The sequence below is a fragment of the Bacillus sp. FSL P4-0334 genome, from assembly GCF_038004825.1.
Taxonomy (GTDB): domain Bacteria; phylum Bacillota; class Bacilli; order Bacillales; family Bacillaceae; genus Bacillus; species Bacillus velezensis.
Map to the genome: position 1 here is coordinate 2,540,187 of NZ_JBBORX010000001.1, position 15,769 is coordinate 2,555,955.

At 44.3% G+C, this 15,769-nt stretch carries 2 protein-coding genes; both read left to right on the plus strand.

Going from position 1 to position 15,769, the window contains the following annotated elements:
- Positions 1-47: 47 nt before the first annotated feature.
- A complete protein-coding gene (locus NSQ37_RS13185) occupies positions 48-8,756 on the plus strand; it encodes a type I polyketide synthase (RefSeq protein ID WP_218791619.1) in 8,709 nt (2,902 codons plus the stop codon).
- Entirely contained in the window at positions 8,749-15,753 is a 7,005-nt protein-coding gene (locus tag NSQ37_RS13190; protein ID WP_094032411.1) for an SDR family NAD(P)-dependent oxidoreductase, read from the plus strand. The genes NSQ37_RS13185 and NSQ37_RS13190 overlap by 8 nt, the downstream gene beginning before the upstream one ends.
- The last annotated feature ends 16 nt before the right edge of the window (positions 15,754-15,769 follow it).

Sequence of the window (15,769 nt, forward strand, 5' to 3'; positions counted from 1 at the left end):
TTTATCATTTTGCGGAAGCGCCATTTGTAAAGGGGATGAAGATTTTTATGAAAGAAGCCCGTCATATTAGAAAAAAAGTACTTTCTGACATAGAAAGCGGCATCATTTCTTTGGAAGAAGGAGTAAAGCGGATACAGCAGCTTGGTTCTCATTCCGCAGGGGGTAACGGACAGGCGATATATTATCAGACGATCTGGCAGCGGACAGATCTCAGCATTCATGTAAAAGGCGGCCGACGCGAGGGCAGCCTTTTATTATTTGATAAAAATGAAGATGTGAGTAAAGAACTTGCTGCATTGCATGATACAAGGGTTATTTTGGTTAAGCCGGGGAAAGAGTTTCGAAAAACCGGGGACGGTGTATTTGAAATCGACCCCCGCTCTGAAAGAGATTACATAAACCTGTTAGGATGGCTTATAGAAGAAGAGAAGTCAGATATACGGGAAGCGGTGCATTTGTGGTCAGACATGCCGTTTGAAAAGACAGAGAGAGCGATTCGTGAACAATGCGACAGCGGAGTCTATTCTTTGTTTTTTCTACAACAGGCGCTCTTCAAAAATAACTGCCGCAAACCGATCAAGCTGTTATATGGATATTTTTCGCATCTTTCTGGAGAACAGCCTCTTTACGCGGCGGCAAGCGGATTTTTGCGGACATTGCAGCTGGAAAATCCGTTAATCTCAGCAAAAAGCATTGAGATGGAGCAGTCAATAGCAGCTGTTCACGCAGCTGATATCATACGCAATGAGCTGAGTGATTTCCAGCCTTCAGATGTAGAGATTCGTTATAAAGACATGCAGCGTTATGTTAAACAGCTCAAAACGTATGAACCCGAAAAAAATTCCGGAAGCGGAGATGTGCCGCTGAGAGAAAATGGAGTATATATTATCGCAGGAGGCGCGGGCGGATTAGGATTTACCTTTGCAGAATATTTGGCTTTTCAAACAAAATGCTGCCTTGTTCTAACAGGTAGATCTCCGCTTTCAGATCATATAAGAAAACAGCTGAGACGATTAGAGGATGCCGGTTCGTCAGCTCTTTATGTTCAGGCTGATATTACCAATAAGGAAGAAGCCGAATATGTAGTCAAAACAGCCAAAACTTCTTATGGAAAAGTAAACGGGGTCATTCAGGGCGCGGGAATCATTCGTGACTCTTTCCTTCTTAACAAGTCACGAGAGGAATTCGATCAGGTAATCAGACCGAAAGTATTGGGTACGATGTGGCTGAATGATGCCGTTGAGAAAGAAAATCCTGACTTTTTCATTTGCTTCTCCTCTACTTCCGCAGTGTTGGGAAATGTCGGGCAATCTGATTACGCGTTCGGAAACAGTTATATGGATCATTTCATGAATATGCGTTCTGCCCGGGATTCTGATACGATTTCTCTCTCTCTGAACTGGCCGCTGTGGAAAGAAGTCGGCATGCAAGTGGATGAGCGCACGGTAGAGACAATGAAAAAGGCGGGTTTTTATCCTTTAGAAAAAGAGGAAGGTAAAGAAGCGTTTGCAGTCGCATTGTCCTCCGGTTTTTCGCAATTTACTGTATTTTACGGAGATGAGCAAATTGACAATCATGTTCAGCAATTATATGAACGAAAAGACAATATTCAGGCAGATGAAGGAACAGGGAGAAATATCGAATCATTTGATTCAGAGAAACTGAAAGCTGAAACATCTGATTTCATCATAAAAGTGATTGCTGCAGAATTCAGGATGCCTGCGGACAAAATAGATGCAGAAGAGGCATTGGAAAAATACGGACTTGATTCCGTTATGATTATCAATATGACGAATGAGCTTGAAAAACATTTCGGCGCGCTCTCAAAAACGCTGTTATTCGAATATCAGACTGCGGAAGAATTGTCACAGTATTTCGTTGAGGAGCACAGGGATACTCTTCTTCATAAACTCCGGTTAGGAGAAAACGGGAGCAGCACCCCATCTCAGAAGAAAAAAGATCATGAACAGACAGCCGAAGTTAACGGGAAACAGAAAATCCAGATGAAAAATCAGGTGCAGCAGGAGAAGTATCATGACAATGATATCGCGATTATCGGTATCAGCGGACGTTACCCGATGGCAAATGATCTTGATACTCTGTGGGAAAACTTATTGAACGGTAAAGACTGTATAACTGAGATACCTGAGGATCGGTGGGATTCGGGGCTGCACTATCAGCCTGCGGCGGGCGACGAAGTAAAAAACCAAAGCAAATGGGGGGGATTTATTGACGATGTGTATCATTTTGATCCGTTGTTCTTTAATATTTCTCCTGCCGAAGCTGAATTAATTGATCCGCAGGAGAGACTGTTTTTAGAGACGGTTTGGCACACCATAGAAGATGCGGGGTACGCAAAGAAAACGCTTGAACGAAAAAACGTCGGTGTTTTTGCAGGGGTTATGTACGGCCAATATCAGCTGTACAGCGTTGGTCACGAAGCGGCCGTTTCTTCCTCATATGCATCAATCGCCAACCGGGTATCGTACTTCTTTAATTTCAGCGGACCAAGTATTGCTTTGGACACGATGTGTTCCTCATCATTAACGGCTGTTCATTTTGCCTGTGAAAGTTTAATCAGGAATGAATGTGAAATTGCAATTGCAGGAGGCGTCAATTTATCCATTCATCCTCATAAATATGAACTCCTGACTCAAGGCGGATTTTTATCCAGTGATGGCCGGTGCAGAAGCTTCGGTTCCGGAGGAGACGGCTATGTGCCGGGAGAAGGGACAGGTGCCGTGCTGCTGAAACCTGTAAAAAAGGCTATTGCGGACGGTGATCAGATTTATTCAGTTATTAAGGCAACAGCCATCAACCACGGTGCTAAGACGAATGGATATACCGTGCCGAATCCCAAAGCTCAAAGTGAGGTCATTACGAGAGCCTTAAAAAAAGGATTTATTGATCCAAACAGCATCAGCTATATAGAAGCTCACGGAACAGGCACCGCGTTAGGAGATCCGATTGAAATCACCGGTCTGACCAGAGCATTTTCAGGTGCCGAACGCGATAAGAAAACATGCGCGATCGGGTCGATTAAATCAAATATCGGACATCTTGAGGCTGCTGCAGGCATAGCGGGCATTACGAAAGTTATTCTTCAAATGAAACATAAAACGATTGTTCCGTCACTGACTCATTCTGCTGAATTGAATGAAAATATACCGTTTCAAAAAACACCTTTTTATGTACCGGACAGTGCCGAAAAATGGGAGTCATCCGTTCCCAGGCGTGCCGGAATCAGTTCTTTCGGGGCAGGAGGAGCTAATGCCCATGTTATTTTAGAAGAATTTGCGGATGAAGCTATCTCTCCTCTCGCGGCTGAAGAACCTGAACAGCTTTTATTTGTTTTTTCTGCAAAAAATGCCGACAGGCTGGCAGAATACGCAAAACGCGCAAAAGAACATATAGCAGCCAGAGATTATCCATTAGAAACACTTAGAAATACAGCATTTACTTTACAAACCGGCAGAGAAGAAATGCCGCACAGATTGGCTGTTATCGCCTCCACAAGAGATGAATTGCTTAAAAGACTGACAGACTATATTCTCGGAAACGCGACGGATCATATTTTTACAAGCGGCAAAGACACAACAGAAGCTCAAAGGATGAATAAAGTTGAAATTGAAGAAGCAGCCGCAAACAGGGATCTTTTGAAGATTGCTGAATACTGGGTTGGCGGTAACGGGGTAGATTGGCCGTCACTTTATAAAGATGACACTCTGAGACGGGTATCAGCACCCGGATATCCATTTGCCAAAGAGCTATGCAGAATAGATGCGCAAAATATGGGAAGCCGCCGGATGAACGTTAATAACGATCTGCATCCTTACATTTCATGCAATATATCTGATTTTAAAGCACAGAAGTTTCTTATCAATGTAAGCGATACCGGTTTGTATATAAAAACAAAGTATCAAGACAAGGAAATGTTTCCGTTTCTCAGCCAGATTGAAATGGCGAGAGCTGCCGGAGCGATGGCTTCAGGGAATCCGATTATTAAATTAACAGAGCTCTCCTTTAGAGAACCGATGTTACAAAGCGGAAGCAATGAGCAGATCCGGATTGTATTAACCCCGGATAATCAGGGTGCATCGTATTCTATAGAAAAACAGAGCGACTCATCCATTTATTCCTCAGGGCGGCTCGAATTAGAAGGCGGGGCGTACGAGAACGGAAATGTTCATCTTGAGCCGTTTCTGTCTCAGCGCGCAGACCGCATACCGTACGAAGCGTTTTATCAGCGGCTTGCCGAATTCGGATACAGCTGCAGTGACAGTCTGAAAGCGGCAGAGTACTGCGTCAGCAGGAACGGACAGGTACTTTTAAAAATAAAAGCAAAGGCCGGGCCGAAAGGGTGCATAATCAAACCGGAAGTTATTGAGAGCGTATATCAAGCCGTCATATACCTTGCGGGGGAAAATGCCGGAGAGCTCCCGGAAAACATTAAGGAATGTACGATTTTTGATCATGAGACTGAACCCGTTTATGTATATGCAGAACAAACTGAAGAAAGCGATTCGGCTTATGATGTGTATGTATTAGACAATGCCGGCGGGATTTTGATGGAGCTGAGCGGGCTGGTTTTTGGCGAAAAGCCTAATAAAAATGTACGTTTTTATGAGCATAAGTGGGATCAAAAAAACCCTCTGATTGAAATCAAAGATAGGGAGCCAAAAACAATTCTGGTCTTTGCAAAAGATGAAGCATTAGCTGAAGCTCTGAAAAATCAATCAGACAGCCGTGTCATTCTCGTCACGCCGGATCAGCGGCAGACCGATCAAAATCTGCTGACATTCTGTGTAAAACCGGAAGTGACTTCAGATTACATTCGTTTATTCGAAGAATTGGAGAAAAAGGGGGTTGCTCCTGATGTCATCTTGCACACGGGAGAAACATTTTACGCGGGTGACCGCCTTCTCAGCGGCCTGGAATCAATTTTTTATTTATTAAAAGCCCTGAGCGCCCGCAGTGACGCCTCTCTTTATCTTCATTCTCTGCTTCTTGTTCACTCTTTTAAAGAAGGCGTGAATGATCCGTATACGGGCGCTCTTGCAGGCTGTTTAAAAACGGCAAATATGTTGGTGCCATCCGCAGAGAATGTGAAGTCAATCGGTTTTTCAGAACGTATATCAATTGAAAAAATGGCTGAATTTTGTCTTAACGAAATGGTTTCAGGCGCGGAACGGCAGGCTGAAGAAGTTAAATATATTAATGACAAGAGGTATGTTAAGACATTAAAAGACTATGTATTCAATCATACAGAGCACTCTCATCAGCTGAAACAGGAAGGGATTTACCTCATAACGGGCGGTTTGGGCGGTCTGGGCCTGATTTTCGCAAAATATTTGGCCTCTCAATATCAAGCAAAATTAGTATTGACGGGAAGGTCACCGTTAACAGCTGATAAACGCCATAACATTGACCGGCTGCAGGCGCTTGGAGGAGATGCGGTATATTATCAAGCTGATGCCGCAGATCAAAAGACGATGGGACGGGTCATAGAAGAAACGAAACGGACTTGGGGCTCCATTCAAGGCGTTATTCATTCAGCTGGTCATGCCGATGATCGGTTATTTACAGAGATGAATCTGGCTGATTTTTCAGATGGCATGACTGCTAAAATTGAAGGCACGGTATGTTTAGATGAATTAACGAAAGATGAGCCGCTTGATTTCTTTATCGTATTTTCTTCTATTTCTTCGGTCTTCGGAGATTTTGGACAGGTTAACTATGCGTTGGGCAATTATTTTCAAGATCAATATATAAATTGGAGATCCGAACAGAGCCGCCGGCAAGAGAGACAAGGCAAGAGCATTTCGATTAACTGGCCGTTGTGGCGTAAAGGCGGAATGCATTTAAACAAAGAAGCTGAAGAAGCATATCTTTCCGCATCCGGGTTTGATTATTTGGAAACGGAAGAAGGGATAGCGGCTTTTGAGACGATTTTGGCAAGTGACTGCCCGCAAATTTCGGTTGTTACCGGGGATGCCGAAACGACACCAGCAAGAAAAGATCTGCCGCATCAAAAAGTAAATACGCTTCCGGTTCGTCAAGAGGAAATTTCTTATACAGCACCGGCTTATACAGACAATGTCCTGGAAGAACTGAAGCAAATGGTATCGGAATTATTGAAAATTAACATTGAACAGCTGGATACGGCAGAGAATTTCGGCAATCTCGGCTTTGATTCTATCAGTTTGAAAACATTAGCTGTCCGACTGAATAAAAAATACAAACTAAAGCTGACACCTGCCGTTTTCTTTACTTACAGCCATATTAAGTCTCTTTCAGAATTTCTGAACAGTGAACTGCGTACTGTTGCAAAAGGGAATACAGATGCAGAAAAAAACATTTCTGAAAAAAGGAAAGTAGTGCACGCTGGGAAAACCACGGGGAAAACCGTGAAGCCGCCGCGAAGTTTTCCGTTTGAAAAAAAGACAACAAGACAGGCTGACCATCATCCGGAGAAGCAGCCAGTTGCCATTATCGGGATGAGTTGTGTTTTTCCGGGAGCAAAAAATGCAGATGAGTTTTGGCTCAATTTAATCAATGAAAAAGATTTGATCCAGGAAATTCCCCCGGATCGCTGGGATTGGAAAAAATACGCCGAAGGCAAAGGAAGCAACGAAGTATATTCGAAATGGGGCGGCTTTATCACAGATGCCGATAAATTCGATGAGGCGTTTTTCAATATTAATCCGCGGGAAGCAGAACTCATGGATCCTCAGCACAGAATTTATTTGCAGGAAACCTGGAAAGCGATAGAAGATGCGGGTTACAAAGCTTCAAAGCTGTCTGGCAAAAATATCGGGGTGTTTACGGGCATTCAATTTAATGATTACCGCCAGCTGCTGATGAGGCATTCGGACGGGGCGCACGCGTTTGCGGGAACCGGAAACAGCCAGGCGCTCATCAGCAATCGTGTATCCCACTATTTTAATTTCAGAGGTCCGAGTGAGTCCATTGATACAGCCTGCTCAAGCAGTCTTGTAGCAATCCACAGAGCTGTGCGCTCGATTCAAAATGGTGAAAGTGAGCTGGCGGTAGCAGGCGGGGTTTCGCTGCTTTTAGATCCAGTCACGCATATGTATACTGATAAACTCGGTATTTTGTCTAGGGACGGCCGGTGTAAGACGTTTGATAAACTTGCCGACGGTTATGTCCGCGGTGAAGGTGCAGCTGTTCTGTTATTGAAACCATTGCAAGCGGCAATGAATGACAGAGACAATATTTACGGAGTTCTGAGAGGAACCGGAGCAAATCACGGAGGAAGATCTGCTTCATTGACCGCTCCGAACCCGGAAGCTCAGGCAGAACTGTTAACGTCTGTTTACAAAAATGCCGATATTCCTGTTGATACGATATCTTACATTGAAGCACACGGAACCGGGACAGAACTGGGAGATCCGATTGAGATTGAAGGCTTGAAAAAAGCGTTTGGATCTTTTGAGCCGCATCCAGGAAAGAATCATGATCAATATTGCGGCATCGGTTCAGTAAAAACGAATATCGGTCATTTAGAGCCCGCCTCTGGAATGCCGGGGCTGATTAAAGTATTACTATCCATGAAGTATAAAACACTGCCTGCCACACTTCATGTCAAGGAACTGAACCCTTACATTCAATTAAGCGGAACACCGTTTCATATTGTCAATAAAACTATGAAGTGGGCCAGATTAATAGATCGAAAAGGAAATGAAATTCCGCGCCGTGCCGGAGTCAGTTCCTTTGGATTCGGCGGGGCAAATGCTCATGTCATCGTGGAAGAATTTGAATACGGACAAGATAAAGCAGTAACTGGCGAGCGGGAACAAATCATTGTTCTATCGGCCAAAACAAAGGAAAGACTGATGGTTAAAGCCAAAGAGTTAACAACGTTTTTACATGAAGAACTATCAGTTCAATTCAGTCAGCAAGAGGTGCAGGAACGTGATTTGCAAGAGGCGGTTCGGGAAGCGGCAGCGGGTATCCTGCGTTTAGATACCGCAGATATAGATGCAAAGACACCTCTTTCGGAATTCGGATTTGATCCGTTGGCTTATTCCGAATTAATCTCTTTTATAAACCAAATGTACGGCACAGAAATATCACTTGACATATTTCAGGAATTAAAGACACTGAGCGAGCTGTGCCGCTATATCAGCAGCATCCGGAATCGATCAGCTGATAAACCGTATAAGGGCAATTTTAGAGAGAAGTCCGGAATCAGTCTTGAAGAAATAGCATATACGCTGCAAACCGGAAGGGAACCATTTGAATGCCGCCTTGCGATCACTTGCTCGAATACAGGAGATCTTCTTGAAAAATTAAACGGTTACATCCAGGGGAGCAGGCTGCAAGGTGTTTATGAAGGAAATGTAACGGATTTTGATAGTCTGTACGCTCCTTTATTCGGCGGCCCCGAAGGTCATGCATATGTACAATCACTGATTCAGCAAAACAAGCCGGCCAAACTGGCTCAGTTGTGGACGATCGGTTGTGAAATCAGCTGGGAAGACTTGTATGAGGAGGAACTCAAACCGGTTAAACTGTCTCTTCCTCTCTATCCTTTCAGTAAGAACAGACATTGGATTCATTTAAATAAAGATGAAGCGCAGAAGGCTGAGGCTTTCTCGAACACTGAGCTTCACAACTCAAATAAAGATACAGCAGATGGAGAAATCATGTCGCTTCTTGAAAAAGCACAAACAGGTGAGATGAATACGAAAGAGACGTCAGAGCTGATAGAGGAGTTGCTTTTCCATGAATGAAAAAACGATGCAAATTGAGCAAATCGTGAAAAAGGTGAAAGAATGCAGCCTGACGCCTGAAGAAGGGCTGGAATTAATTAAGAGCTTGGGGACAACCCATCTATATGAAATGGTATGGGATAGACATGAATTTAAAGGCAGTAAAAAATTCCCGCATACGAAAGAGCCAATTTTATTTTTTTGCGAAGACGACAGCATGTATACCGTAATGAAGAGACAGCTTGAAGGTTATGAGGCGCCTTTCATTTACGTGACTTCCGGCGAGCGTTTCGAAGATTGCCGGAACGGTCGTTTTACAATGAACTTTGCAAAAGGTGAGGATTATGATGCGTTATGCGGGGTTCTGCGTTCTCAAAATATAAGACCCCGCCATATTATTCATTTTTTGGCTGCCGGGCTCTTCAAAAATACAGAAGATGCAATGAGAAAGCAGCTCAATAAAAGTCTGTATTCCTTGTTTCAAATGTTTCAGGCCTTCATGGCGAACAAACTTTGTCCGAAAGCAGAAATTTTGTATCTGTATGAAAATGCCGAGGGCGAGGTTCAGCCGATTTATAACGCGGTTGAAAGTTTTCTTAAGACCGTACAGGCCGAAAATCCGAATTTCACATGTAAGGCTGCAGAGCTGAAATCAATGTTTGACGAGCCGTTTACAAAGCAGCATATTGCAGATGTCATCTCTTTTGAATGGAACAATCAATGTAAGACGGACCACTTTACCTGTTATGAGCCGAGGCATTATTATAAAAGGCAGCTTCAAAGAGTAAAAAAAGAAGATGGGGAGAAACATAGTTTCAGTGTAAAAAAGAACGGTGTGTATTTAATTACGGGAGGAGCCGGCGGTCTCGGGTATCTGTTTGCTGAATATCTGGCGAAACAGGCAGAAGTCAAGCTGATATTAACCGGGCGTTCCCCGGCCTCCCGTGAAACGGCGCAAAAATTAAGTGCTCTTGAAAATCTCGGCGCTGAAGCCTTATATGTCCCGGCAGATATTTCAAAGGAAAAAGAGACGGACGCTTTGATTAAGCACATTAAGCAGACATTCGGAGAATTAAACGGAATTTTGCACAGTGCCGGACTTGTTAAGGATGCATTTATCATAAAAAAAACGAAAGAAAGCATAGAAGAAGTTATAGCGCCTAAAGTATTCGGAACCGTTTGGCTGGATAAAGCAGCTGAAGAAGAGCCTTTAGATTTCTTCGTTATGTTTTCATCCCTTTCGGCCGTTCTGCCTAATGCGGGTCAAAGCGACTACGCCTTCGCTAACGGATGTATGGACGGATTCACCCAGTATCGAAGCATTAAGGGACGTCCCGGGAAAACACTTTCTATTAATTGGCCGTTATGGGATGCGGGCAATATGACAGTCGGGCCGGGAGAGCTGCAGGCTTTAAGACATGCAGGGCTGGAACTTTTATCCGCCCAAGCAGGGCTTGCCGCTTTTCAGGACAGTATGAGCCGCTCTGCTTCTCAGCTGGCTGTTATCAGCGGAGACAAAGATAGAATAAGTGAATTACTCTCAACTGACCATAAAAAGATAGAGACTGTGCCTGAAAACAACAGTAATCTGCCGCAATTACATGAAAAAGATCTGAAAAAGCAAACGGTCCGTCTTTTGACAGAGATCGTCGGAGCGGAAACGGGAAGACCGGCGGACAGTATTTTACCCGAGGATACGTTTGACCGTTACGGAATTGATTCTCTAACGATTTTAGGTCTTAACTCCCGTCTGGAAAAGTATTTTGGAAGAGTGTCTAAGACTCTTTTCTTTGAATACAGCAGTGTTGAAGAGCTGTCAGAGTATTTTCTTGAACACTATCAGCATGAGTTGCAGAAGGCGTTTTTACCGGCAGCCGAACAGCGAATTGATCATTCGGCGCCGGCGAAACGGCAGAAGCTTTCCGTTTCCCGCATACCATCCGCACCTTCCGAGGAAGATATTGCAATTATCGGTATAGCCGGCCGCTACCCGATGGCGAAAGATGTGGAACAGTTTTGGGAAAATATTTCTTCCGGAAAAGATTGTATAACGGAAATACCGAAAGAGCGCTGGGATTTTCGGAAATATTATCACACAGGTGACAATGCCCGTCATGACAGCAAATGGGGAGGTTTTATAAAAGACGCTGATAAATTCGATCCGCTGTTCTTCTCAATTTCGCCTCGTGATGCCGAGTTAATTGATCCTCAGGAACGGTTATTTTTAGAGACAGCATGGCACACGTTTGAAGATGCGGGTTACACAAAGAAAAAGTTGAAACGGCATAAGACAGGTGTATTTGTCGGTGTCACCTACAGCCACTATCAGTTATTTGCAGCCGGTGCTTCAGATGATGAGGAACGTCAGGCGCTCTTGTCTTCTTATTCGTCTATCGCAAACCGGGTGTCATATTTCTTTGACCTGCACGGACCCAGCCTTGCAATTGATACAATGTGTTCTTCCTCACTTTCTGCTGTTCATTTTGCATGTGAAAGTATAAAAAGAGGAGAATCCACCCTCGCTATAGCCGGAGGAGTGAATTTATCCTTACACCCGGATAAATATACTTTGCTTTCACAAAACCATTTTGTTTCAAGTGATGGGCGCTGCAGAAGCTTTGGAGCGGGAGGAGACGGATATGTGCCGGGAGAAGGAGTCGGGGCCGTTCTTTTGAAATCGCTTTCTGCCGCGAAGGCTGACGGGGACAGGATTTACGGTGTGATTAAGGGAACATCTGTAAATCACGGCGGAAAAACAAACGGATACACTGTGCCAAATCCGGGCGAGCAGGCAAACGTCATCAGTGAAACTCTTGATAAGGCGGGGATTGATGCAGACAGCATAAGTTATATTGAAGCGCATGGCACCGGGACATCTTTGGGAGACCCGATTGAAATTTCAGGTTTAACCAAAGCTTTGCACAGCTCGAAAAGCGATTATCGTTGTGCAATTGGTTCGGTTAAGTCAAATATCGGACACCTAGAGGCTGCGGCGGGAATTGCTTCTATCACAAAAGTGCTGATGCAAATGAAGTATAAACAGCTTGCTCCTTCCCTTCATTCCGATAACTTAAATCCTAATATTGATTTTGAGGAAACACCGTTTTACGTGCAGTCTGAACTGACCGATTGGGAGACGCCGCAAAATCAAGCCAGAAGGTCAGGCATCAGTTCTTTCGGCGCTGGAGGATCTAATGCCCACATTATCATCGAAGAGTATAAGAATGAAGAAAAGATGGAAACGGTAAAGAGCAACAAGACGCAAATTATTCTGCTTTCTGCCAAAAATGAAGAACGGCTCAGACTCTTGATTGATGCATATATAAATGAACTGGGGCCAAAAACGTCACTAGCTGATGCCGCGTACACCTCGCAGACCGGGAGAAACGCTATGGAAGAGCGGCTCGCTGTTGAGGTTAGCAGCATTGACGATCTTCGCAATAAGCTGACGATGTATTTGCGGTCAGATCATAAGTTAAACGGTTTATATAGGGGAAAGGCCCGCCGAGACGCTGGTCAAAAGGATGCCCTGTCAGCCGCCCGCTTTAAAAGTGCAAGAGAAATGGCCATTCACTGGGTGAACGGAGGAGACGTTCAATGGGAAGAGATGTACACTGCGGAATTACCGAAGCTTGTCTCTCTTCCTGCATATCCTTTTGAACGGAACAGATATTGGGTGCCTGCCGCAAAAGCTGCACAGAAACAGAAAAAAACAGGCGTACCGCAGAGTCTGCCACACGCACCGACTCACTTACCATTTGATGTATATAAAAAATCGTGGAAAAAACAAAAGGCTGCGCCCTCCGCTTTTACGAAAGGACAGGTGATGATCCTGGCTAATAGTGAAAGTGAGCGGCTTGCATTCGAATTGTTTGATTCAGATCCTCTGATTGAATCCGCTGTCATTTGCGCAGATAACTGGGATCATTCGGATGGGGAAGCCAAAAAAACGGCTCTAGCGGTCATAGAAGAAAATCCGGAAATCATCGGCATGATTGACCTGTCAGATTTGCGGAGTGATCAAAACGGGGCACGCACCGGCACAATCGGGAAGCTGACACTGCTGCAGGAAATCATAAAGACACGTAAACAGCTTTTCGTTTTACATGTGACCAGAGGGCTGCAGACATTTCTGAATGACAAGCCGTCGTTAGCCGGAGCCGAAACAGCCGGACTATATAAAATGCTGAGTGCGGAGTATCAAAAGATAAAATCAAAAACAATAGATGTAGACGGTCATGTCGGGACTGCGGCGGAATTGAGACAGGTAATCACAGATGAAGCTTACGCTGACGGGCTGTATAGTGAAATCTGCTACCGGAACGGTGAACGTTATATTCCATACGTCGAGAAATTACATGCAGCGGAAATAAACCGGAAACTATCCGGTCTGCCAGTATGCCGTACGGATCAAACCCTGATTATTACAGGGGGAACAAGAGGGATCGGAGCAGAACTTGCCAGACATTATGCCGGCAAGGGAGTCAAAAAACTTGTGTTGATGGGAGTAACCGACCTTCCGGAATCTGATAAAATAGCCGGCATGTTAAAAGACACCGATGAAAAGTCATCTCTTTATTCGAAATTACAACTGCTGCATGAGTTGGATCAAAAGGGAGTTCAGGTGGAAGTGTATTCCGGGCCGCTCACGGAAAAAGAAACATTACAACGCTTCTTTTCAAAGGTGAGACTGAAGTTCGGCAAAATCGGCGGGGTGATTCATTGCGCTGGTGCAGCCAATCATTCGAATCCGGCTTTTATTCATAAATCTGATCAAGAAATAAGAGAAGTATTTGAGCCAAAGGTACAGGGGATGCAGGTACTTCATGACATTTTTATTGATGACAAACTTGATTTCTTCATTTTGTTTTCATCTGTTGCGAGCGCCTTTCCTTTATTAGGCGCCGGAACAAGTGACTATGCCGCAGCGAACGCTTTTATGGATTACTTTGCGGCGTATCAGCATGCAGCCGGCAGAACGTATTATCAATCAATTAACTGGCCGAGCTGGAAGGACATTGGGATGGGCGAGGTGACCAGTCCATCATATCAGGCACTTGGTTTACTTTCACACTCAACAGAAACAGGTATTGCCATGCTGGATGAAATGATGACGATAAACGGATACCCCTGCCTTATGCCGGCAAAGACACATCCGGAGAAATTCAATCTGGAGCAGCTGCTTCAGACAAGAATTCAAGCTGCTATAAATAACCCGGATGCTAAAGAAAAAGAGATCTCTGGTCAGGGAGACAATGAAGCTATGATCAGGAAGTTAATGGAGATTTTTTCCGCGGAGCTGAAAATACCTTATGAGAATTTAGATCAGGATACGTCTTTTACGGATTACGGTGTTGATTCAATCTTACTGGTTCAGCTTGTCAAAAAAGCGGAAGCTGCATTTCAAATAAAAATTGAACCATCAGCTTTTCTGGAGTATCCGAGTTTTTCACAACTGGGTGTCTATTTCAACGAATTATTTGCAAGTGAGGGGATCAGTCCTCAAATTGATTCAGAAAACATTGAGGTTCGGAAAAAAGAGCAACATATAAATCAAAATGCTTCCGAAGTACGGGACAGCGGATCTCAAATACAACAAACCAGTCTGAACCAAATCGCTATTATCGGAATGGGCTGTGAGTTTCCGGATGCTCCGGACACAGAAACGTTCTGGACAAATTTGAAGAAAGGACAAAATAGTGTCCGCGAAGTCCCGGCGTCGCGATGGGATATTTCTTCATACTACTCTGACACCTATGAAAAGGGAAAAAGTATCAGTAAGTGGGGCGGATTTCTTCAAGATATTGAGTCTTTCGATCCCGCGTTTTTTAATATGAACAAAAGTGAGGCATCAGAGCTTGATCCGTTAATCAAAAAATGCCTTGAGGTCAGTGTCCAGACATTGAGAGACGGCGGCTATACAAAAGAAGAAGTATCAAACAAAGAAGTCGGCGTCTTCATCGGTTCGCGGACCGGGACGTTTATGTCCAAAATAGGTTCCCCTTCAAAAAATACGATCGTGGGTATAGGACAAAATTTCATAGGCGCGCATATCTCACACTTTTTTAATCTGAAAGGACCGAATCTGGTTGTAGACACGGCTTGTTCTTCTTCATTGGTCAGCGTCCATCTCGCTTGTCAAAGCCTGATGTTAAAAGAGTCAGATATGGCGATTGCGGGCGGAGTTGACATTTTGCTGGATCAAAAGCCTTACGTCATGCTGAGTGAGGCTCGGGCGCTTTCACCTGAAGGAAAATGTCATACATTTGATGAGAAGGCAGATGGATTTGTACCGGGAGAGGGATGCGGCGCAGTCCTTTTGAAAAGACTTGATGACGCCCTTGCCGAAGGTGACAGAATTTACGCGGTAATTGACTCATCCGCGGTTAATAATGACGGACAGACAATGGGAATGACAACACCTAATCCGAAAGCGCAAAGCGCAGTGATAAAAAAAGCCCTGAAAAAAGGCGGAATTGATGCAGATACTCTCAGTTATGTCGAGACGCATGGCACCGGTACGATGATAGGAGATCCTATTGAATTAAAAGCGCTGACAGAAGTGTTCCGGGAGGTTACGGAAGAAAGGCAATTTTGCGGAGTAGGCAGCGTAAAAACGAATTTCGGACATTTAATGAGCGCAGCGGGGATAGCGAGTATTATAAAGGTTGCCTTATCCATAAAAAATCAGATGCTCCCGCCGACATTACATTGTAAAACGCCAAATCCGCGTTTTAAATTTGATCAGTCGCCATTCTTTCCGAACACGTCTTTAAAAGAATGGCGTCCCAGAAAAGGGGTTTTGAGAGCCGGAATCAGTTCTTTTGGATTCGGGGGCACGAACGCACATATGATATTGAGCGACAGCCATCTCACATTAGGATATGGAGAGACAAAAAGACACCCGCTTTCTCCGATTATATTCAATAAGGAACAATGCTGGATCGACAATGGAGAAACTCCAGAAAAGGAAGAGTCAGAATTGCTGATTCCTTTACTTGATTTCAAAGAATTATAAAGAAAAGGAATGAGAC

Coding starts and splice junctions, on each gene's coding strand:
- NSQ37_RS13190 (WP_094032411.1), top strand. CDS start 8,749: ATGAATGAAAAAACGATGCAAATTGAGCAAATCGTGAAAAAGGTGAAA.
- NSQ37_RS13185 (WP_218791619.1), top strand. CDS start 48: ATGAAAGAAGCCCGTCATATTAGAAAAAAAGTACTTTCTGACATAGAA.